Source organism: Solimonas aquatica, from assembly GCF_900111015.1.
Lineage (GTDB): Bacteria > Pseudomonadota > Gammaproteobacteria > Nevskiales > Nevskiaceae > Solimonas > Solimonas aquatica.
Window position 1 is genome coordinate 412758 of record NZ_FOFS01000001.1, and the last position, 18108, is coordinate 430865.

The window sequence follows — 18108 nt, forward strand, 5'->3', positions numbered from 1 at the left end:
GAGCTGCTCCTGATGCCGGCGCCGGCTTTTGGCGCCGCGCAATGCGCTGATCAGAATTCGTGCCCGCGCGCCGGGCGGGACTGCAACTCCAGTGTCAGGTACAGCGGCAGCGCCAGCAGCAAGGGCAGCAGGTGATACAGCGCGCGGAAAAGCAGTACGGCGGCAATGATGCCGGCCGGCGCGTAACGACCGGCGAGCAGATACGCGAAGCTGCCCTCCATCACGCCGAGGCCGCCCGGCACCCGCAGAATCAGCGCGGCGATGCTGCTGATCAGCAGCAGCTTCAGCACTTCTGCAAACTGCAGATCGGCCGGCAGCAGGATGCGCAAGGCGCAGGCCATGCACAGCCAGCTGGCGGTCGCCGCCATTGCCAAAAGCAAGGCGTCGCGCCGTCCGGGGAAACGGGGCAGGCGCAGTTGCGGGCCATGCCGCAGCAGGCGCAGGCTGCGGCGGCGTTGGCCTGCGCCCTGGAACAACAGCAGCAGGAGCAGCAGGAGCATCGCGCCGCCGACACGCGCCAGCGTCTGCGCGCCGCCCCAGACCGGCGCGAGCAGCAGCAGACCGCCGCTCAGCAGCAGAAAGCCGGACCAGTTGGCCAGCATGGCCAGTGCAATGATCTGCGCGACCTGCGCCGGCTTCAGGCCATGACGGGTATAAAGCCTCAGGCGCAGGCCCCAGCCACCCAGTACCGCGCCGATGTTGAGCGAGGCTGCATAAGCCACGAGATTGATCGCGACCGTGCGCGCGGCGCCCAGGCGGCTGCCGGCGTGGCGGCGCGCCAGCAGGTCGTAGCAGCCGGCCGCGGTGTAGCTCGACGCGGTATAGAGCAGCACCAGGGCGATGCCGCGCGCATCGTGACTGCGCAGCCCCTGCAGGATGGCCCGCAGATCGAGCTGCGGCATACCTTGCGCCAGCACGGCGATCAGCACCGCCCAGAACACCAGCACCAGCAGCAGCTGCAGACGACGTCCGTCGCGGCCGCGCAAACGCGCGGCCAGCTTCGCGAAACTGCCCGGCGGCAGACTCTGGCTTGGAGACGGGAGCATGCCCAGCTCGCGCAAGCGGCGTTCCCGTAAGGGCTCAGGCGCGATTCATGCGTTGCTGCGCACTGTGCAGACAACCGGAGACCGATGCGATGCCGCCCTGCTTGCCTGCCTCATCCGCTGAGACGCTCGTGGACGGACGGATCGCGTCCGACAGCACCGCCCTGCCGGCGTTCACCGTGCTCACGCTCAACACGCACAAGGGCTTCAGCGGTCTGCGCCGGCGCCACGTGCTGCCGGAGCTGCGCGATGCAGTGCGTCAGACCGCGGCGGATCTGGTGTTTCTGCAGGAAGTGCTGGGCGCCTACGAATACCGGCAGCGCGGCGGGGGGCGCCAGAACGTCGGACCGCAATACGAGTTTCTCGCCGAGCAGATCTGGCCGGCCTACGTGTACGGGCGCAATGCGGTGTATCCGCAAGGTCATCATGGCAATGCGCTGCTGGCCAAGTATCCGATCCTGCATCACGAGAACCACGATATCTCCGAGCAGGGTCATGAGAAGCGCGGTCTGCTGCACTGCGTCCTGCAGCCTCCGGCATGGCCGGTGCCGCTGCATGCGATCTGCGTGCATCTGGGCCTGCGCGCGGCGCAGCGCCGCCGCCAGCTGGAACTGCTCTGTGAACTGGTGAGTCTGCGCGTGCCGGCCGGCTTGCCGCTGGTGGTCGCTGGTGACTTCAATGACTGGCAAGGCCAGGCCCATGCGCGCCTGCAGCGCTGCGGTCTGCGCGAGGTGTTCGTCGAAACCGAGGGCCTTGCCGCCCGCAGCTTCCCGGCGCTGTGGCCGCTGCTGCGGCTGGATCGCATCTATCTGCGCGGGCTGCGGCCGCGCGCCCTGCAGGTGCTGCGTCACAGCCCCTGGTCGCATCTGTCCGACCACGTGGCTCTGCTCGCAGAGCTGTCACCATGAATCCCGGCGACTGGACCAGCGGCAATCGCCTGCAGCTTCTGGAAAACGGCGAGGAGTATTTTCCGGCGGTGTTCGCCGCGATCGAGGCCGCGCGCAAGGAGGTGCTGATCGAGACCTTCATTCTCTTCAACGATGAGGTCGGCCGTGCCCTGCACGAGGTGCTGCGCCGCGCCGGCGAGCGCGGCCTGCGCGTGGTGATCACGGTGGACGGCTATGGCTCGCCGGATCTGCCGGATGCCTTCGTGCAGTCGCTGACGGCAGCCGGGGTGGAGTTCCGCTACTACGACCCACGGCCACGCCTGCTGGGCCTGCGCACCAACGCCCTGGGTCGCCTGCATCGCAAGCTGGTGGCCATCGACGCCGGCATCGCCTTCATCGGCGGGCTGAATTTCGCCGAGGATCATCTGCGCACCGGCCCTGACAGCAAGCAGGACTATGGTCTGCGCATCGATGGGCCGGCGGCTGCGCACATCCGCGCGCTGATCGAGGCCACGCGGCGCGATCTGGCGCTGCCACGACAAGCACCATGGCGACTGGGACGCCGGCGCCAGGGCCCGCCGCAGACGCAGTCCCAGGACGGCGCGGTGCGTCTGATCTGGCGCGATCACGAGCATCACCGCGACGACATCGAAGTCGATTACCGCCTGGCGATCCGCCGTGCACAACGCGAGATCTGCATCGCCAATGCCTATTTTCTGCCGGGTTATCGCCTGTTGCGCGAACTGCGTCGGGCCGCACAGCGCGGCCTGCGCGTGGTGCTGATTCTGCAGGGCATGCCGGACCAGGTGCTGCTGCGCTGGGCGGCCTCGCAGCTCTACGGTTTTCTGATGGCGCACGGCGTGCAGATCTACGAATACTGCGAGCGCGCCTTTCACGGCAAGGTGGCGGTGGTGGATGAAGACTGGTCGACCATCGGCTCCAGCAATCTGGACCCGAGCAGCCTGGCGCTGAATCTGGAAGCCAATCTGGTGATCGTGGACCGGCGCTTCAACGCCTTGCTGCGGGAGCGTCTGCAGGGACTGATCCGTGAGGAATGCCGCAAGGTGCTGCCGGCGCAATTGCCGAGGCGCACCCTGCTGCGGCAGCTGGCCAGCTATCTGGTCTTCCACTTCGTGCGCCGCTATCCGGCCTGGGCGCGGCGCCTGCCCACCCTGCGCCGCCGCAGCGTCGCCGCCGAGGTGGAGGCGCCAGGCCCGGACTCACCCTGAGCGCCTGCTCATCGGGCAAGGCCTCGACGCCCGCGCGGGGCAGGTCAGGCGCCTGCGCGCCACAAGCCGTCCTGCTGTCTGCGGCCAGTCAGGTTTCAGGCGTAGCGCCGCAACTCAGCCGCCGGCAGCTTGAGCATGCGGCGGTACTTGGTGACGGTGCGACGGGCGATGCCAATGCCTTCAGCGCGCAGCTGGGCGGCGATTTCCACGTCCGACAGCGGCTGCCCCTGCCCTTCGGCATCGATGATCTCGTGAATCAGCGCGCGCACCGCCGTGGCCGAACAGCCCCGGCCCTGGCGCATCGGCAGCTCGCGGGAGAAGAAAAACTTGAACTCCAGGCAGCCCCGCGGCGTGGCCATGTACTTGCGCCCGGTGGCACGCGATACCGTCGATTCATGGATGCCCAGCTCCTCGGCCACCTCGCGCAGGACCATCGGCCGCAGCGCCATGTCGCCATGATCGAAGAAGGCCTTCTGCCTGAGCACGATGAACTCGGCGACGCGCAGGATGGTGTCGAAGCGCTGCTCGACATTGCGCAGGAACCAGCGCGCCTCCTGCAGCTGCCGCGTCATCTCAGGATGCTCGCTGCGCCGCACCTGCCGGAACAGCGCCACGTAGCGCTCGTTGAGCCTTGCGCAATTGCGCACGCCGGGATTGAGCAGGGTCTGGTATCCGTCGCCGCGTTTCACCACCAGCACGTCCGGCACCACGTAGTCGCTGGCGGCAGAGCGCATCTGCCCGCCCGGACTCGGATCAAGCCGGCGCAGCAGCGCAAAGGCCGCACGCAACTCGTCCTCATTGCAGCCGACGCGCTGCTGCAGACCGCCGAAGTCGCGCCGCTCGATGGCATCGAGATGGCCCTCGACGATGCGCAGCGCCAGATCGTGCGCCGGATCATCGGCCGACAGCGCGCGCAGCTGCAGCTGCAGGCATTCGCCCAGGCTGCGCGCGCCCACACCGGTAGGCTCGAAGCTCTGCACCAGGGCGATGGCACGCTTGATCTCCTGGGCATCTGCCTCCGGCTGAAGCTGCAGCGCGGCCAGCACCTGCGCAACGGAATCGCGCAGATAGCCATCCTCGTCCAGACACTCGATCACCGCGCCAGCGATGAAACTCAGGCGCGCATCCTGACGTGAAGCGGAAAGCTGCTGACGCAAGAGATCGCGCAGCTGGAGATGTTCGGGCGCCCAGCTCAGATCATTGGTGCCGGCCGATGGCGTATAGGTCTTCTCGAAAGCGGGATTGTCGCCATAGGCGAGCGCGGCTTCGCCGTCTTCCTGCGCGAGCTGCTCCTCGCTGTTCTCTTCGAGCTCCTCCAGAAAGGGATTCTCGGCGATGGTGTCGTGCATCTCCTGTTCGAAATCGATTGTGGAAAGCTGGAGCAGGCGCACTGCCTTCTGCAGGCGTGGAGAAATGGAAAGTTTCTGACTGGCGGCAAGCGACAGGGACATGGACATCAGGGCGTCCTCCTCTTGGCTGTGGCTGCTGCAAGAAATGACTTGCAAGAAGGCAGTGCGCGCAAACCTTATGCCATGCGAGGCGCACCGCCATGTGACTGGATTGCAAGGACTTTCATCTAAGGCCTCAGGCCGTGTCCCGGGTAGGCTGCTGGGAGGACTCCGCAGCGCCGGCATCCTGCACGGCGCGCTGACCATCGCTGCGCTCATAGAGTTTGCGTTTGCGATACAGCGTGGAGCTGTCGATTTTCAGCAGCCGCGCCGCAGCCTCCAGCGAACTGCTGCCGGCCACCACCAGTTCGATATGCGCGCGCTCCAGCTCTTCCAGACTCACCGGATCACCGGCGCGCAGTCCCTGCGCCGGCGCCACGCGTTCGGCGCGTGCGAAGGGCAGATGCTCCACGCCGATCACCTCGCCGCCGCTGACGATCACCGCGCGCTCCACCGCGTTGTGCAGCTCGCGCATATTGCCGGGCCAGCCATGCGCCAGCATCAGCTGCACGGCCTCGCGGCTGAAGCGTCGTGCCGGCCGGTCATAGCGATGCGCGAAGCTCACCAGCAGATGCTCGGCGACCGGCACGATGTCCTCATGCCGCTCGCGCAAGGCCGGCAGGGTCAGCGTCACCACATTGAGCCGGTAGAAAAGATCCTCGCGGAACAGGCCCTCCTTGACCATCGCCGGCAGATCGCGATTGGTGGCGGCGATCATGCGCACATTGGCCGTGCGCGTGTGCGGATCACCGATACGCTCGTATTCGCGGTCCTGCAGGAAGCGCAGCAGCTTGGGCTGCATCGCCGACGGCATGTCGCCGATCTCGTCGAGGAACAGCGTGCCGCCCTCGGCAATCTGCACGCGCCCCTGGCGGTTGTCGGTGGCGCCGGTGAAGGCGCCGCGCACATGTCCGAACAACTCGCTGGCCAGCAGCTCGGCGGACAGTGAAGGACAGCTCACCGTGGCAAACGCCGCACTGGCGCGCGGACTCCATTCATGGATGCGTCTGGCCAGGCCGGTCTTGCCGGTGCCGTTCTCGCCGAGAATCAGCACCGTGGCATCGGTGGCGGCGACACGCTGCGCCAGATCCATGGTGGCCCGCACGACGGGGCTTTCGCTCTGCAGCGTGATGTCACTGCGCTCCAGGCGATCATTCTCCAGCGCCTCGACGCGCTGCTCCAGGCGCCGCGTCTGGATCTGCTGACGCACTGCGTGAATCAACTCGTCGGGCTGACAGGGCTTGACCAGATAGTCCGCCGCGCCGGCGCGGATCACCGACACCGCCGTGGCCATCTCGGAAACGCCGGTGACCATGATCACTCGAAGCCACGGCGCCAGCTCGCGCAGGCGCGCGAACAGATCCAGACCGGATTCACCGTCGAGCCGAAGATCCAGGGTGCAGACATCGAAGATTGAACGATTGACGGCAGCTTCGGCTTCCGCGCCGCTGCGCACCGCCACCACCTCGTGACCGTCGTCTTCCAGACAGCGGCGGAACGTACGCAGCACCGCCGGGTCGTCGTCAACGAGCAGAATTTTTGCCGCGGCCTTGTCGACAGTCATCGGAAGGGCCTTTCCCGGCGGGGCTGATTATCGAGGGCCATGATGTTGCGGCGGCCGCCTGTGTGAAGCGCGTATGGAATCATACCGGCGGCCCGCTGCGCCAGTGCAAAATCACACTCACCGCCAGGGCGAGCAGGAAGAACAGCAGCAGGACCTTGGCAATCATGGCCGCGGTGCCGGCAATGCCGGAGAAGCCCAGCGCGGCGGCGATGATCGCCAGGATGAAGAAAAGCAATGCATAGCGCAGCATGGATTTGCTCCTGCTCGAAATGACCTGCGCAGGCTTCCAATTTTCATGCCTGGGGTTTTTGCGGTTTTTCTCATGCGTAATGCACTACTTGCTGGTTTACGCACGATTTCGTCGTGCAAAAAGAACGACGTCACCGTTGCCGACTGGCGGCACGCTTCTTGATCCCCGCCTTCGCGCCGGCCCGATGCCGGCCCGCGGCTGCCGACACGGCAACCGCTTCATACATGCCAAGCCAAGCTTGAAGGAGGACTCATGTCCCAGGATGAAACCAAGACGGTGACCATGCTGCAAGAACTGATCGAAACCTCGGAGGATGGCAAGAAGGGCTTTCAGGAGGCGGCGCAGCGCGCCGACGACGTCAAGCTCAAGCAGTTGTTCCAGGATCGCGCGGAATCCTGCGCGGAGGCGGCCAATGAGTTGCAGAACATGGTCATGTCGATGGGCGGCAAGACCAACAGCTCCGGCTCGGCGCTCGGCGCCGCGCATCGCGGCTGGGTCTGGGCGCGAAGCGCGGTGGGCGACAGCAACGTCGCGGTTCTGGAAGAAGTGGAACGTGGTGAGGACTATGCCAAGGGCGTCTATGGCCGCGCGCTGAAGGCATCGCTGCCCGAGAAGGTCAAGACCGTGGTCGAGCGCCAGTATCAGGGCGTGCTGAGCAATCACGACCGTATCCGCCAGCTGCGCAATCAATATCGCGCACAAGGCTGAACGGACGGGTACGCCGCTTCGCGGCGCGGCGGCTTGCAGGTATCCCGCCTGCTATCAATCCGCCGCGCCACGCCGGCGCACCCTCGGGAGCTTCGCCTGTCATGTTGCGCATTGCCCTGATCAGCGAAGTCGATCCGGCGCGCATGCGTCTGGCCGCCACGCGCCTGATTGCGGCTCATCGCCGCGGCCGTGAGCACGGCACTTGAACAAGCCTCCTCCTGCCGAAGCCGCATATCCGCTGCAGGTCCTGGGCGGTGCGATGCAGCCCATCAATCTCGCGGCAATGCTGGCGAGTCTGGTGGACAGCCTGCGCGACGAACTGGAGGCGCGCGGCATCAGCCTGCACAGCGCCCTGGACGCCGACAGCGGGCGCGTTACCGGCGATCCTTGCGCCTTGCAGCAGATGCTCTGGGAACTGATGACCCAGGTCGCCGACACCTGCACCCCGAGCGGCCGTCTGGAGCTGAGCCTGCAACGCCACGATGCACACGCACGCATCCGCATCAGCGGTGCCGCCGCCGTCACCGACAGCCTCAGCATCCTGCCCCGTCTGAATGCCAAGCCGGTGGACACCTTGCAGGTGAAGTCGGTGGTGGAAGCCAGTCGCGGTCACTTCGAGCTGCAGCCGGAGCAGATCCCGTGCTACCAGATCGACATCCCGCTGCGCGCCGTCACCGGCACGCGCACAGCGGCCCTGCCGTCGCCGAGCGCCGCGCTGCAGCTGGTGCGGGTGTTGGTGATCGACGACCAGCGCGAAGCGCGCGAGATGCTGCAGGCGGTGCTCGACAGCTATGGCGCGCAGACCGAAGCCTGTGCCGGCGGCGAGCAGGCGCTGCGACTGCTCGGCCAGCGCCCGCCGGCGCAATGGCCGCAACTGCTGATCTGCGACATCACCTTAGGGGAGCACGAAGACGGCTATCAGGTACTGCGCGCGATACGCGAACTGGAGGCGCGGCAGCAGCGCCCGCTGTGCGAGCGTCTGGCCGCCATTGCGCTGACCGGTCATGTCGGCGGCGAGGCGCGCACGCAGGCCCTGCAGGCGGGATTCCAGATCCACCTGGCCAAGCCGGTGGCGCCCAAGGAGCTGCTGGCGGCGGCCGCGTCGCTGCTGCGCAGACCGGGCGACCATTGAAGAGACGGTGCTGAGCGCAGCGCGAACTGCAAGGGCGGCACCGCATCGCGCACGGCAGGAGCGCGGCAGGCCGCCGGCGCGAAACCGTCGGAGTTCATTGCGCGTCGCGGCGCTCAATGCTTCTTCTTCGGTACCTTCGCGCCCTTGCGTCTGGCTTCCGACAGGCCGATGGCCACCGCCTGCCGGGGATTGCGCACGGTGCCGCCCTTGCCACCGCGACCGCTTTTGAGCTGGCCGTGTTTCATCTTGTGCATCGCGGCTTCGACACTGGCCGAGGCCTTGGGGCTGTAGCGCCGGCCGGTGCGGCTGGAGGTTTTGGTGCTCATGCGGGACTCCATGATGATGACCGCATCCATACGGCAAATGCGGTGCCCGTTGCGGGCACGCCGCTTGTGGTGCCTCAGGGCTCACCCGCTCCGGAGCCCTTCATGTGTCCTGAATCCCCTCTTCCTGCCACGATTCCGCCCTCGCAGGCGCAAGCTCAGCAGCCTGGCCACCAGTCGGCGATGACGCCTGCGCCCCTGAGCATCGATGCGCAGTATCGCGGCTCGGGCACTTGCCGGACTATGCCGCCGCCAAGGGCGCGATCCAGGCCTATACCTATTCGCTGGCGATCCAGCTGGCAAAACGCGGCATCCGCGTCAACGGCGTGGCACCCGGCCCGATCCGGACCCCGCTGATCGTATCCAGCTTCCGCGGCGAAAAACTGGCGCGCTTCGGGCATGACACCCTGCTGGGCCGCGCCGGCGAGCCCGCCGAGGTGGCGCCGGCCTATGTCTATCTTGCAAGTCGCGATGCGCGCTATGTCACCGGCCAGTTTCTGCACATCAATGGCGGCAGCCACATCGGCGGCTGATGCGGGAACGGAATGTGATGAGAGCAGTCTGCCGCAAACGGCACCTTACCCCTACAGGAGATATTTCATGGCACAGGAACAGCAGACCCGCAACCCGCAGAAGCAGTCGTCCCCGCAGCCGCAGAAGCCGGGACAGCAGCATCAGCAGGACCACAGCCGCCAGCGCGACGGTGGCCAGCAGGATGACCGGCGCGATCAGCAGCAGGATCGCCAGCAGCGCTGACAGCAGTGGATGGTGTCCTCGCGGTGCGGCGCTCCTGCCCTGCGCCGCGAGGACGCGCGCCGCGACGATCAGGTCTTTGCCCGACAGGAGTCCCCATCATGATCCAAAACCTCTTGCGTATCGGCAGCGTCTGCACGCTGCTGCTGGCTGGCACTGCGCTGGCCCAGTCCGCTACTCCCACCGACACACCCGGCCCCGCCCCGACAGGCAGTCCGCCGGACACGCCCGCGCCCGACCGCCCGCAACATCGCATGAGCCCGCAGAGCAGCGACGACAGCCGCGCCGGCAACAGCGGCGACACTCGCAACGGCAAGGCCAAGAGCAACACGCGCAACCGCAATCGCAGCAAGACGCCGCCGCCCGTCAACAGCGACGACAGCCAGCGTCCGGACAGCGGCGGCAGCACGATGCCGTAACTTTTTTCGCCGGCCGCCCGGCGTGGGGCGCCGCGCGTTTCGCGCCGGGCCCGATCACGAGCACTCGAGTGGCACACCCGCAGGCAAACAGGCAGACGAGAAGGAGCATGGCAATGAACGCGATGAGACTCGGTGGCAGTGTCTTGCTGTTGGCGGTGACGGCAGCCTGTCACGACGGTCACGGCGGCTTCGGCGATGGCCCCGGCTACGAGCTGCTGACGGTGCCCTACGATGTGCTGCGCCCCGACGGCCAGCATGCGCAGGGCGAGCGCGTGGTGCGCTACAACCGCATCAGTGGCGAGACCTGGCTCAACGACACCGCCAACGCCCTGCGCAGAATCGAGGATTCCGAAGCGATTCCCGCCAGCCGCTATCAGGTCACCCTGACCGTGACCAGCAATGGTCATGTGCTGGTGGATCGTATCGACCGCAAGAGCGGCGCCGCCTGGTACATGGATTCCGAAAACATCTGGCGGCGCTATACGCAGCCGAAGTAGCGCGAGGCCGCACGCTCGCGCTCAGCGCGCAAACTCGGCGCTGACGTCGCCGCCCAGGCGGGTGTTCTTCATCGGGCGCAGGCGCTTGAGCTTGTCCGGCTCACCGGGCGTGCAGCTCAGGGTCCAGCAATACGGCTACCTGCAGTTCAGTCGCAATTGGAGTAAAAGGCCGCTGCAGACAGGATTGGCAAGCCCATGGCGGATCGGGTGCTCAGCAGCCCCGCATCGCCATCACGGAGCAGATACAGATGGGCCTCGCGCTCAGCGCCAAGACAAACGCGCAGCACCGTGCACAGTCAGCGAAGGGCTGGCGTGCGCGCGGCGCAGCGCTGCTGCCCAAGACCATGGCCGGTCTGATCAGCGCCAGCTGTCTGCTCGCCGCGCTGCCCTTGCTGATCGCGCTGCTGCTCTCGGCGCTGTCGCTGGAACGCATCACCCGTCGCACCGAGGCGTTGATAGACGAGGGTGTCGCGGTGGCGCAGCTGTCCAGCCAGCTCGAAGCGGATCTCGGTCATCTGGAACGCAGCCTGCGCCAGTACGAGGTGTTGTCCGATGCCTCGCTGCAGGCACTGGCACAGAAACGCTGGAACACCGCGCTGCGCACCACGCAGCTGCTCGCCGCGCAGCCGCTGGACGCCACGCTGGCCAGCAGGGCCACCGCGCTGCGCCAGAGTCTGGGCGAAGCACAGGAAGCCTGGCAGCAGGCGCCGCAGGACGCCGGCGCCCTGGCCTTGCGGCTGCGGGCCATGGCGCAGCAAGTGGATGCGGTGATTCTTGCCGCGCGCCAGCGCACCCAGTTGCGCATGGACGAGCTGCGCGGCGCCACGCTGAGCGCGCGGCGCGACATGCTGATCTGCGCGCTCACGCTGATTCCGCTGGCGGCCGCGCTGGCGCTGGCCTGCTCGCTGACGGTGACCCGGCCGCTGCGCCGGCTCTATCGCAGCATCGCCGCACTCGGCCATGGCCGTAACGTCCCGGAGCCGCGCATCGGCTATCCGCGCGAGATGCATCGCCTCGCACAACAACTGGGATGGCTGCAACGGCGGCTAGCCGATCTGGAAGAGGACAAGGAGCGCTTTCTGCGCCAGGTCTCGCACGAACTGAAGACGCCGCTGGCCAGCCTGAGCGAAGGCAGCGCGCTGCTGGGCGACGGCACCCTGGGCCGGCTCAATGCCAAGCAGCAGGAAGTGACCACCATCCTGCGCGAGGCCAGCGGTGAGCTCGAAGCGCTGATCCACAATCTGCTGGCCTATGCGCAGTGGCGACAGAACCGCCGCCGCGCCGAACACGAATGGTTCGCGGCCAAGGATCTGCTCGACGAGGTGCTGTCCAAGCACAGCCTGTCGCTGAGCCGGCGCGGCCTGCGCGTGCTGCTGCAGCTGCATTGCGAACGCCTCTACGGACAGCGCGCACAGCTGCGCGTGGTGCTGGACAATCTGCTCACCAATGCCATCAAACATGCGCCGGCCGACAGCGATATCGAGATCGGCGGCGGCGGCCAGAGCCAGCGTTGCGAGCTGAGCGTGCGTGATCGCGGGCGCGGCATCGCGCCGCAGGAACGCGAACGCATCTTCGAACCCTTCGTGCGCGGCAGCGACGCCGACGAACAGCGCGTGCGCGGCACCGGCATCGGACTTTCCATCGTCAAAGAGGTCATCACCGCCCATGACGGCATCATCACCGTGGAGGATGCCCAGCCTGGCGCGCGCTTTCGCCTGGTCTGGCCGCATCCTCGTGTCTAGCACGCTGCTGGGCTGCGCGGGCTGCCTGGCACCGGGCGGCACGCACGATACGCAGGACAGCGCGGCGTTTTTCGCCGAGGCCCTGCAGGCCACTCCGGTGCAGCGGCAGCGCCTGTGGACGCGTCAGCGCCAGGCGCCGGACGGGTCCGACCGCGCCCTGCGTCTGGCGCTCCTGCAGAGCCTGCCCGGCCACAGCGGCTACGCACCCGAACAGGCGCAGCGCCGGCTGCAGGCCCTGGCGCAAGGCGGGGACGCGGACGCTGCGCTGGCGCGCCTGCGGCTGGACGAACTGGCACAGGCGCGCGCCTGCAGCGCCGAACAGGCAAGGCTGCAACGCAAGCTGTGGCGCCTGGTGGACATCGAACACACCCTGGATGAGGAAGGTCATGAACGACCCACGGATTCTGCTCGTTGACGACGACGCCAAGCTGCTGCGCGTGCTGAGCCTGCGCCTGGAGGCGGAGGGCTACATGGTGAGCGCAGCCGCCTGTGGCGAAGAGGCGTTGCGCCTTCTCGATCAGGCGCAGCCGCAGATGGTGCTCACCGATCTGCGCATGCCGGAGATGGATGGACTGGAACTGATGAGCCGCATCCAGCAGGGCCAGCCCAGCCTGCCCATTGCGATTCTCACCGCGCATGGCGACATCCCCGAGGCGGTACGCGCCACGCACGCCGGTGCCGTGGACTTCCTGATCAAGCCGGTGGCGCGCGAGGACCTGCTGGCCTGCATCCGCCGCCACCTGCACGATTGCGCCGGTGCCAGCGCCAACGGCCAGGACGGCAAGGACCTGATTTCGCGCAGCCCGCTGATGCTGTCGCTGATTGCCGATGCGCGCCGTGTGGCGCGCAGCGATGCGGCGGTGCTGATCACCGGCGCCAGCGGCACCGGCAAGGAAGTGCTGGCCAAGTTCATGCACCAGCAGAGCAGCCGCAGCCAGGGGCCGTTCGTGGCCATCAACTGCACGGCGGTGCCGGCCGAGCTGCTGGAATCCGAGCTGTTCGGACACCGGCGCGGCGCCTTTACCGGCGCGCACAGCGATCACGACGGTCTGCTGCGCGCGGCCGAGGGCGGCACGGTGTTTCTCGACGAGATCGGCGATATGCAGCTCAATCTTCAGGCCAAGCTGCTGCGCGTGCTGCAGGAGCGCGAGGTGCGTCCGGTGGGCGAGACCCGCGCGGTGCCGGTGGACGTGCGCGTGATTTCCGCCACGCACTGTGATCTGGAAGCGCGCGTCAGCGCCGGCGAATTTCGTGAGGACCTGTTCTACCGGCTCAATGTCGTGCGTCTGCGCATCCCGCCGCTGGAACAGCGCCGCGAAGATATTCCGGCCCTGGTGGCGCATTGCCTGACGCAGCTGCGCGAGCGCGGCGCGCCGCCCCGCGTGTTCTCACCAGATGCCCTGGGCCTGCTCAGCACCGCCGCCTGGCCGGGCAATGTGCGGCAGCTGTTCAATGTGGTGGAGCAATGCGTGGCACTGGCGCCGGGCCGCGTGATCGGCGCCGCGCTGATGCGTCGCTGCCTGGGTGAGTCGGGCGAAGCCCTGCAGCCTCTGGACGAGGCACGCAGCCAGTTCACGCGCAGCTATCTGCGCCAGCTGCTGGAAATCTGCGGCGGCAACGTCAGCCGCGCCGCGCGTCTGGCCCGGCGCAACCGCACAGACTTCTACAAGCTGCTGAGCCGCTACGAGGTGGACCTCAAGCAGTACAAGCCGGCGCACAACGCATAGCGCTTCAGAATCCCTTCGCCGCCTGCCAGAGCATCGCCGCGCGTCCGCATTCACAGTCGAAGACATAGGCGCAGCCGTTGCCGAAGCTCATCTCGGTGCGATAGTCCGGGCCTTGCTCCAGCTGGGCCACGAACTGCATCTGACGGTTGCAGCTGCATACCGGAGTCTGGTCCTTGCGCAGCCAGGTGGGCGCGCCGAGCAGACGGCCGAGCACATGGCGACGGCTGCGGTCGCTGTCTTCGGCCCATTTCTCGCGCGCCGCGTCGTAGCGCGCCTCGTCCACGTCCACACGCTCGGCGCCGTACATCACGCTGCGCGTGACCACGCCGCCTTCCGGCGCCGGCACCAGCTCGAAGCGGCCGTTGGCCTCGAAACAGATCGCGGCATTGCCGCCGGACGCCGCGTGGCCGTCACCGCACTGGCCCGGATTGTTCTGGCACATGAACAGCAGGATGAACTGCCGGCCGCGGCCGCCCACGCGCTCGGGAACATACAGGCGTCCGAGAAACTGCATGGCGCCGCCGCAGGTGCGGCAGCAAGGCCAGCTGAAGGCGCTGCCTTCGGGGGCGATGGGCAGGCCGCCGAACACGGTGCCGGTCTTGCTGTCCTGGGCTATGGGGGCGTAGGTGAGAAGAATGGTCATCGCGTCCTAGGGCCTGGCCTGTTTGCCATTGAGGGTCTGATAAGCATCAAGACGGCGGCGCGCGCCCACACCCTGCCTTTGGCTTGCGCAGGTAGGGCAAATGCCAGGCGGCCGCGTCTCTAGGTGAGCACCTCCCTAGCCCGGCCCGCTGCCATGAAACGCTTGCTGCTCGCCCTTGCCACCGTCTTCACCACCGTTCAGGCGCAGGCCGCCTTCAAGCTGGAGGAGGCCACGATTCCGCAGATCCAGCAGGCGATCCTCAACAAGGAGATCACCTCCACCAAACTCGTGGAGCTGTATCTGGCGCGGATCAAGGCTTACAACGGCGCCTGCGTGGCGCAGCCCAACGGCATCCTGGGACCGATCAGCACCATCGCCAACGCCGGCCAGATCAATGCCCTGGTCACGCTCAATCTGCGTCCGCAGCGCCGTCAGCAATGGGGTTTCGACGAGCGCAAGGCGCGCAGCCTCACCGACAAGAGCGATGCCGATCCGAAGATGCCCGACGCCCTGGAAGTGGCGAGCGCGCAGGACGCCGAGTTCGCGCGCACCGGCAAGCTCAGCGGCCCGCTGCACGGCGTGGTGATGGCGATCAAGGATCAGTACGACACCTTCGACATGCGCACCACCGCCGGCGCGGATGTGCCCTATGCCAATGACCGTCCGCCCGACGATGCCACCTTCGTCGAACGCTTGCGCAAGTCCGGCGCCATCATCCTGGCCAAGTCCAATCTCGGCGAATACGCCTCGGGCATCCCGCGCAGCTCCTACGGCGGCACCTTCTGCAATCCCTACGACACCGAGCGCAGCCCGCGTGGCTCCAGCTCCGGCTCGGGTTCCGCGGTGGGCGCCAATCTGGTCACCTGCGCGATCGCCGAGGAGTCGGGTTCTTCCATCCGGGGTCCGGCCAGCGCCGCCAGTGCGGTGGGCATCGCCGGCACGCAGGAGCTGGTGAGCCGCGACGGCATGGTCCAGCACGGCATCAATACCCGCACCGGCCCGATCTGCCGCACCGTGGCCGATGCCGCACGGGTGCTGGATGTGATCGCCGGTTATGACCCGAAAGACGAGCTGACCGCGTTCAGCATCGGCCGCATGCCCAAGAGCGGTTATCTGAGCGCGGCCGAGCCCGGCTCGCTCAAGGGCCTGCGCATCGGCGTGCTGCGCGAGTACATGAACAAGAAGCTGTTCACCAAGGCCGACGAGCAGAGCATCGACCTCGTCGCCAAAGGCGTGGAAGACCTCAAGGCCCTGGGCGCCACCGTGGTCGATCCGGGTCCGGAAGGCGCGCTGTTCACCAGCTGCCTGCGGCGCCTGGTGCCGGAGCTGGACAACAAGCTGTTCACCAAGCGCTTCCCCGAACTGTTCCCGGTTGATGCGAAGGGCAGCCCGGTGGGTGATCACACCGCCAAGCTGCTGGAGCTGCGCATGGACCCGGGCAAGGTGCCGGACAAGCTCACGCTGCGTGACTTCGGCCCCAGCGCCCCGGATGGCCAGAACAAGTACATGATGAATCTGTATCTGGCCGAACGCGGCGATGCGCGCATCAGGAGCAATGCCGATCTGATCGCCTGGTCCAGCTTTCATCAGGACCCGCAGTTCCCGGATCGCAAGAAAGGCCGCGAGCGCGCCGAGGAGGTGAAGGAATACAACATGTCCGAGCGCATCCTGCGGCGTTTCGCGGTACAGCAGGCCGTGCTTGCCTGCATGGCCGAACAACAGCTCGACGCCCTGGTCTATCCCACCAGCAATCTGCCGCCGACCAAGCTCGGTGCGCCGCAAGGCCCTGCCATCAATGGTCGCAGCGGCGGCGGCGTGTGGACCTTCCTCGGTGCACAGGGCTTCCCGGCGATCACGGTGCCGGCGGGCTATACCACCGAGGTCTACGATCTGGTGCGCGATCCCACTGCGCCCAAGACCCCGGACTCGGCCTGGGAGGGTGGCGGTGGCGGCGAAGGCCGTCTGGCCGGCGACGAGCGCACACGCCTGATCGGACCGATCAAGGCCAGGCTGCCGGTGGGCATCGACTTCCTCGGCAAGCCCTTCGATGAACCCACGCTGCTGCGCATCGCCGCCGCGTATGAGGCACGCACGCATCATCGTCGGCCACCCACGGGCTTCGGTCCGCTGGCGGGAGAACCCTGATGCCCGCCCTGCCCCTGCTGCGCCGCGGGCTGCTCGCCGCGGCGCTCGCCAGCCTGCCCCTGCTCGCGCACAGCACCGATGTGCCGCTGACGCAGGCCAGCATCGAGGATCTCAACAAGGCCTTCGCTGCCGGCACGCTGAGCGCGGAGTCGCTGTTGAAGATGTATCTGCAGCGCATCGCCGCCTACGATCAGGCCGGCCCCAGGCTCAATGCGGTGATCACGCTCAATCCCAAGGCGCTTGAAACGGCGCGGGCGCTGGATGCCGAGCGCAAGGCCGGCAAGGTCCGCGGTCCGCTGCACGGCGTGCCGGTGGTGCTCAAAGACAATTTCGACACCGCCGATCTGCCCACCAGCGGCGGCTCCTTCCTGCTCAAGAACTCGCTGCCACCTGATGACGCTTTCGTGGTGAAGAAGCTGCGCGCCGCCGGCGCCATCATTCTGGCCAAGGTGAATCTTTCCGAGTTCGCCTCGGGCAGTCCGATGAGTTCGCTGGGCGGCCAGAGCCTCAATCCGCATGACCTTGAACGCACGCCCTCGGGTTCTTCCGGCGGCACGGGTGTGGCGATTGCCGCCGACTACGCACCGCTGGGCCTGGGCACCGATACCGGCGGCTCCATCCGGGGACCGTCCACGTCCAATGGCATCGTCGGCCTCAAGCCCACGCATGGCCTGCTGTCGCGCGACGGCATCATTCCGCTGGCGCTGTCCTTCGACACCGGCGGCCCGATGGCGCGCAGCGTCTACGATGTGGCGCTGGCCCTGGGCACCATGACCGGCATCGATCCCGCCGATCCCGCCACGCAGAAGAGCAAGAGCCGGCTGGAAAGTGATTACACGCGCTATCTGAAAGCCGATGCCCTCAAGGGCGCGCGCATCGGCGTGGCGCGCGACTTCATGGGCGCCGATCCGGAAGTGGACTGGATCATCGAAGCCTCGCTCAGTGCGATGAAGGCGGCGGGCGCCACCATCATCGACGTGAAGTATCCGAAGTGGCTGCTCGACGGCAAGGGCGAGTTCTACAATGTGCTGCGCCGCCCGGAATTCCGCGAGCAGGTCACCACCTATCTGGGCACGCTCAAGCCCGGCTTTCCGCGCAGCCATGCCGAGCTGATGGCCGCCTCGGAAAAACTGGTTTCGCCGCGTGATGGCTTCGTCCCCAACCAGGGGCGCTGGACGCTGTTCAAGCAGGAAGCCAAGGCGCCGGCCCTGGATGATCCGGAAGTGGTGGCGGTACGCGAGCACGCCCTGCCCCTGATCCGCGACACCCTGCAGGGCCTGATGGCGCGCGAGAAACTCGACGCCATCGTCTATCCCACTTCACCGCGTCGTCCGGCCAGACTCAATGAAGAGCCTGGCAGTGGCGCGGGCGTCACGGCTTCGGCGACCAATATCGCCAATCTCAGCGGCTTTCCGGATCTGATCGTGCCGGCGGGGTTCACCAGCGGCGGACTGCCGGTCGGCATCTCCTTCTTCGGCACGGCCTTCAGCGAGCCGAAGCTGCTGGCCCTGGGCTATGCCTTCGAACAGAAGACCCGCGCGATGCGCCTGCCGAAGAGCACACCGCCGCTGGAAGGTGAAGTGATTCATTACTGAGCC

18 protein-coding genes and 1 pseudogene are annotated in these 18108 nt (G+C 67.1%); 13 read left to right on the forward strand and 6 right to left on the reverse strand.

Going from position 1 to position 18108, the window contains the following annotated elements; all coding sequences use genetic code 11:
• Positions 1-50: 50 nt before the first annotated feature.
• Complete coding sequence (locus BMY12_RS01830; protein WP_143068807.1) at positions 51-1046, reverse strand: lysylphosphatidylglycerol synthase domain-containing protein; 996 nt, start codon at positions 1044-1046, stop codon at positions 51-53.
• An 89-nt stretch (positions 1047-1135) separates the two neighbouring features.
• Here BMY12_RS01830 and BMY12_RS01835 point away from each other — a divergent pair, with 89 nt between their 5' ends.
• On the forward strand, positions 1136-1951 hold the full coding sequence (locus BMY12_RS01835) for an endonuclease/exonuclease/phosphatase family protein (RefSeq protein ID WP_093281177.1): 816 nt from the start codon (positions 1136-1138) through the stop codon (positions 1949-1951).
• Entirely contained in the window at positions 1948-3159 is a 1212-nt protein-coding gene (clsB, locus tag BMY12_RS01840; protein ID WP_093281179.1) for a cardiolipin synthase ClsB, read from the forward strand. Before BMY12_RS01835 ends, clsB begins: the two co-directional genes overlap by 4 nt.
• A 95-nt stretch (positions 3160-3254) precedes the next feature.
• Here clsB and rpoN read toward each other — a convergent pair whose 3' ends face one another.
• The 3 genes from rpoN to BMY12_RS01855 all read right to left on the reverse strand — a co-directional run bounded on the left by rpoN (position 3255) and on the right by BMY12_RS01855 (position 6421).
• Complete coding sequence (gene rpoN, locus BMY12_RS01845) at positions 3255-4616, reverse strand: RNA polymerase factor sigma-54 (RefSeq protein WP_177188796.1); 1362 nt, start codon at positions 4614-4616, stop codon at positions 3255-3257.
• Positions 4617-4743: 127 nt separating this feature from the next.
• Positions 4744-6171 carry a sigma-54-dependent transcriptional regulator gene (locus BMY12_RS01850; protein ID WP_093281184.1) on the reverse strand — a complete coding sequence of 476 codons (1428 nt, stop codon included), beginning with the start codon at positions 6169-6171 and terminating at the stop codon, positions 4744-4746.
• A 79-nt stretch (positions 6172-6250) separates the two neighbouring features.
• Positions 6251-6421: a DUF1328 domain-containing protein gene (locus tag BMY12_RS01855; protein WP_093281187.1), complete on the reverse strand. Its 171-nt coding sequence runs from the start codon at positions 6419-6421 to the stop codon at positions 6251-6253.
• A 252-nt stretch (positions 6422-6673) separates the two neighbouring features.
• Between BMY12_RS01855 and BMY12_RS01860 the strand changes: the two genes are divergently transcribed.
• Together BMY12_RS01860 and BMY12_RS01865 are read left to right on the forward strand one after the other, a co-directional pair.
• Positions 6674-7129: a PA2169 family four-helix-bundle protein gene (locus BMY12_RS01860; RefSeq protein WP_093281189.1), complete on the forward strand. Its 456-nt coding sequence runs from the start codon at positions 6674-6676 to the stop codon at positions 7127-7129.
• A 202-nt stretch (positions 7130-7331) separates the two neighbouring features.
• Positions 7332-8261 (forward strand): response regulator, encoded by a 930-nt coding sequence (locus BMY12_RS01865; protein WP_093281192.1) that lies wholly within the window; start codon positions 7332-7334, stop codon positions 8259-8261.
• Between the two features lie 113 nt (positions 8262-8374).
• On the opposite strand, the gene BMY12_RS01870 is transcribed toward BMY12_RS01865, so the two are convergent.
• Complete coding sequence (locus BMY12_RS01870) at positions 8375-8587, reverse strand: DUF6496 domain-containing protein (protein WP_093281658.1); 213 nt, start codon at positions 8585-8587, stop codon at positions 8375-8377.
• 230 nt (positions 8588-8817) lie between these two features.
• Between BMY12_RS01870 and BMY12_RS01875 the strand changes: the two are divergent.
• From BMY12_RS01875 to BMY12_RS01895, 7 genes and pseudogenes are all read left to right on the forward strand, one after another.
• Positions 8818-9117, forward strand: a pseudogene (locus BMY12_RS01875) (SDR family oxidoreductase); the annotation flags it as partial.
• Positions 9118-9184: 67 nt separating this feature from the next.
• The gene (locus BMY12_RS20170; protein ID WP_177188797.1) at positions 9185-9340 is read left to right on the forward strand and encodes a hypothetical protein; all 156 of its coding nucleotides are present in this window, start codon (positions 9185-9187) and stop codon (positions 9338-9340) included.
• A gap of 98 nt (positions 9341-9438) precedes the next feature.
• Entirely contained in the window at positions 9439-9756 is a 318-nt protein-coding gene (locus tag BMY12_RS19860) for a hypothetical protein (protein ID WP_143068808.1), read from the forward strand.
• Between the two features lie 113 nt (positions 9757-9869).
• Positions 9870-10253, forward strand: coding sequence for a hypothetical protein (locus tag BMY12_RS01880; protein ID WP_143068809.1), 384 nt, complete (start codon positions 9870-9872; stop codon positions 10251-10253).
• A 248-nt stretch (positions 10254-10501) separates the two neighbouring features.
• Positions 10502-11995 carry a sensor histidine kinase gene (locus tag BMY12_RS01885; RefSeq protein WP_093281198.1) on the forward strand — a complete coding sequence of 498 codons (1494 nt, stop codon included), beginning with the start codon at positions 10502-10504 and terminating at the stop codon, positions 11993-11995.
• Complete coding sequence (locus BMY12_RS01890; protein ID WP_143068810.1) at positions 11988-12410, forward strand: hypothetical protein; 423 nt, start codon at positions 11988-11990, stop codon at positions 12408-12410. Before BMY12_RS01885 ends, BMY12_RS01890 begins: the two co-directional genes overlap by 8 nt.
• Positions 12382-13722, forward strand: a complete 1341-nt coding sequence (locus BMY12_RS01895) for a sigma 54-interacting transcriptional regulator (protein ID WP_093281203.1) — start codon at positions 12382-12384, stop codon at positions 13720-13722. The genes BMY12_RS01890 and BMY12_RS01895 overlap by 29 nt, the downstream gene beginning before the upstream one ends.
• A 4-nt stretch (positions 13723-13726) precedes the next feature.
• Here the strand turns inward: BMY12_RS01895 and BMY12_RS01900 are convergent, their stop codons facing one another.
• Positions 13727-14365, reverse strand: coding sequence for a hypothetical protein (locus BMY12_RS01900; RefSeq protein ID WP_093281206.1), 639 nt, complete (start codon positions 14363-14365; stop codon positions 13727-13729).
• A gap of 153 nt (positions 14366-14518) precedes the next feature.
• On the opposite strand from BMY12_RS01900, the gene BMY12_RS01905 reads away from it, so the two are divergent.
• Together BMY12_RS01905 and BMY12_RS01910 are read left to right on the forward strand one after the other, a co-directional pair.
• The gene (locus tag BMY12_RS01905; RefSeq protein ID WP_093281208.1) at positions 14519-16510 is read left to right on the forward strand and encodes an amidase family protein; all 1992 of its coding nucleotides are present in this window, start codon (positions 14519-14521) and stop codon (positions 16508-16510) included.
• Positions 16510-18105 (forward strand): amidase family protein, encoded by a 1596-nt coding sequence (locus BMY12_RS01910; RefSeq protein WP_093281211.1) that lies wholly within the window; start codon positions 16510-16512, stop codon positions 18103-18105. Before BMY12_RS01905 ends, BMY12_RS01910 begins: the two co-directional genes overlap by 1 nt.
• Positions 18106-18108 lie beyond the last annotated feature (3 nt).

What these genes read in the sequence shown, in the direction of transcription:
- BMY12_RS01850 (WP_093281184.1), bottom strand. Translation starts at nt 6,171, where the DNA reads ATGACTGTCGACAAGGCCGCGGCAAAAATTCTGCTCGTTGACGACGAC.
- BMY12_RS01855 (WP_093281187.1), bottom strand. Translation starts at nt 6,421, where the DNA reads ATGCTGCGCTATGCATTGCTTTTCTTCATCCTGGCGATCATCGCCGCC.
- BMY12_RS01910 (WP_093281211.1), top strand. Translation starts at nt 16,510, where the DNA reads ATGCCCGCCCTGCCCCTGCTGCGCCGCGGGCTGCTCGCCGCGGCGCTC.
- clsB (WP_093281179.1), top strand. Translation starts at nt 1,948, where the DNA reads ATGAATCCCGGCGACTGGACCAGCGGCAATCGCCTGCAGCTTCTGGAA.
- BMY12_RS01885 (WP_093281198.1), top strand. Translation starts at nt 10,502, where the DNA reads ATGGGCCTCGCGCTCAGCGCCAAGACAAACGCGCAGCACCGTGCACAG.
- BMY12_RS01900 (WP_093281206.1), bottom strand. Translation starts at nt 14,365, where the DNA reads ATGACCATTCTTCTCACCTACGCCCCCATAGCCCAGGACAGCAAGACC.
- BMY12_RS01830 (WP_143068807.1), bottom strand. Translation starts at nt 1,046, where the DNA reads ATGCTCCCGTCTCCAAGCCAGAGTCTGCCGCCGGGCAGTTTCGCGAAG.
- BMY12_RS01870 (WP_093281658.1), bottom strand. Translation starts at nt 8,587, where the DNA reads ATGAGCACCAAAACCTCCAGCCGCACCGGCCGGCGCTACAGCCCCAAG.
- BMY12_RS01895 (WP_093281203.1), top strand. Translation starts at nt 12,382, where the DNA reads ATGAACGACCCACGGATTCTGCTCGTTGACGACGACGCCAAGCTGCTG.
- BMY12_RS01835 (WP_093281177.1), top strand. Translation starts at nt 1,136, where the DNA reads ATGCCGCCCTGCTTGCCTGCCTCATCCGCTGAGACGCTCGTGGACGGA.
- BMY12_RS19860 (WP_143068808.1), top strand. Translation starts at nt 9,439, where the DNA reads ATGATCCAAAACCTCTTGCGTATCGGCAGCGTCTGCACGCTGCTGCTG.
- rpoN (WP_177188796.1), bottom strand. Translation starts at nt 4,616, where the DNA reads ATGTCCATGTCCCTGTCGCTTGCCGCCAGTCAGAAACTTTCCATTTCT.
- BMY12_RS01905 (WP_093281208.1), top strand. Translation starts at nt 14,519, where the DNA reads ATGAAACGCTTGCTGCTCGCCCTTGCCACCGTCTTCACCACCGTTCAG.
- BMY12_RS20170 (WP_177188797.1), top strand. Translation starts at nt 9,185, where the DNA reads ATGGCACAGGAACAGCAGACCCGCAACCCGCAGAAGCAGTCGTCCCCG.
- BMY12_RS01880 (WP_143068809.1), top strand. Translation starts at nt 9,870, where the DNA reads ATGAACGCGATGAGACTCGGTGGCAGTGTCTTGCTGTTGGCGGTGACG.
- BMY12_RS01860 (WP_093281189.1), top strand. Translation starts at nt 6,674, where the DNA reads ATGTCCCAGGATGAAACCAAGACGGTGACCATGCTGCAAGAACTGATC.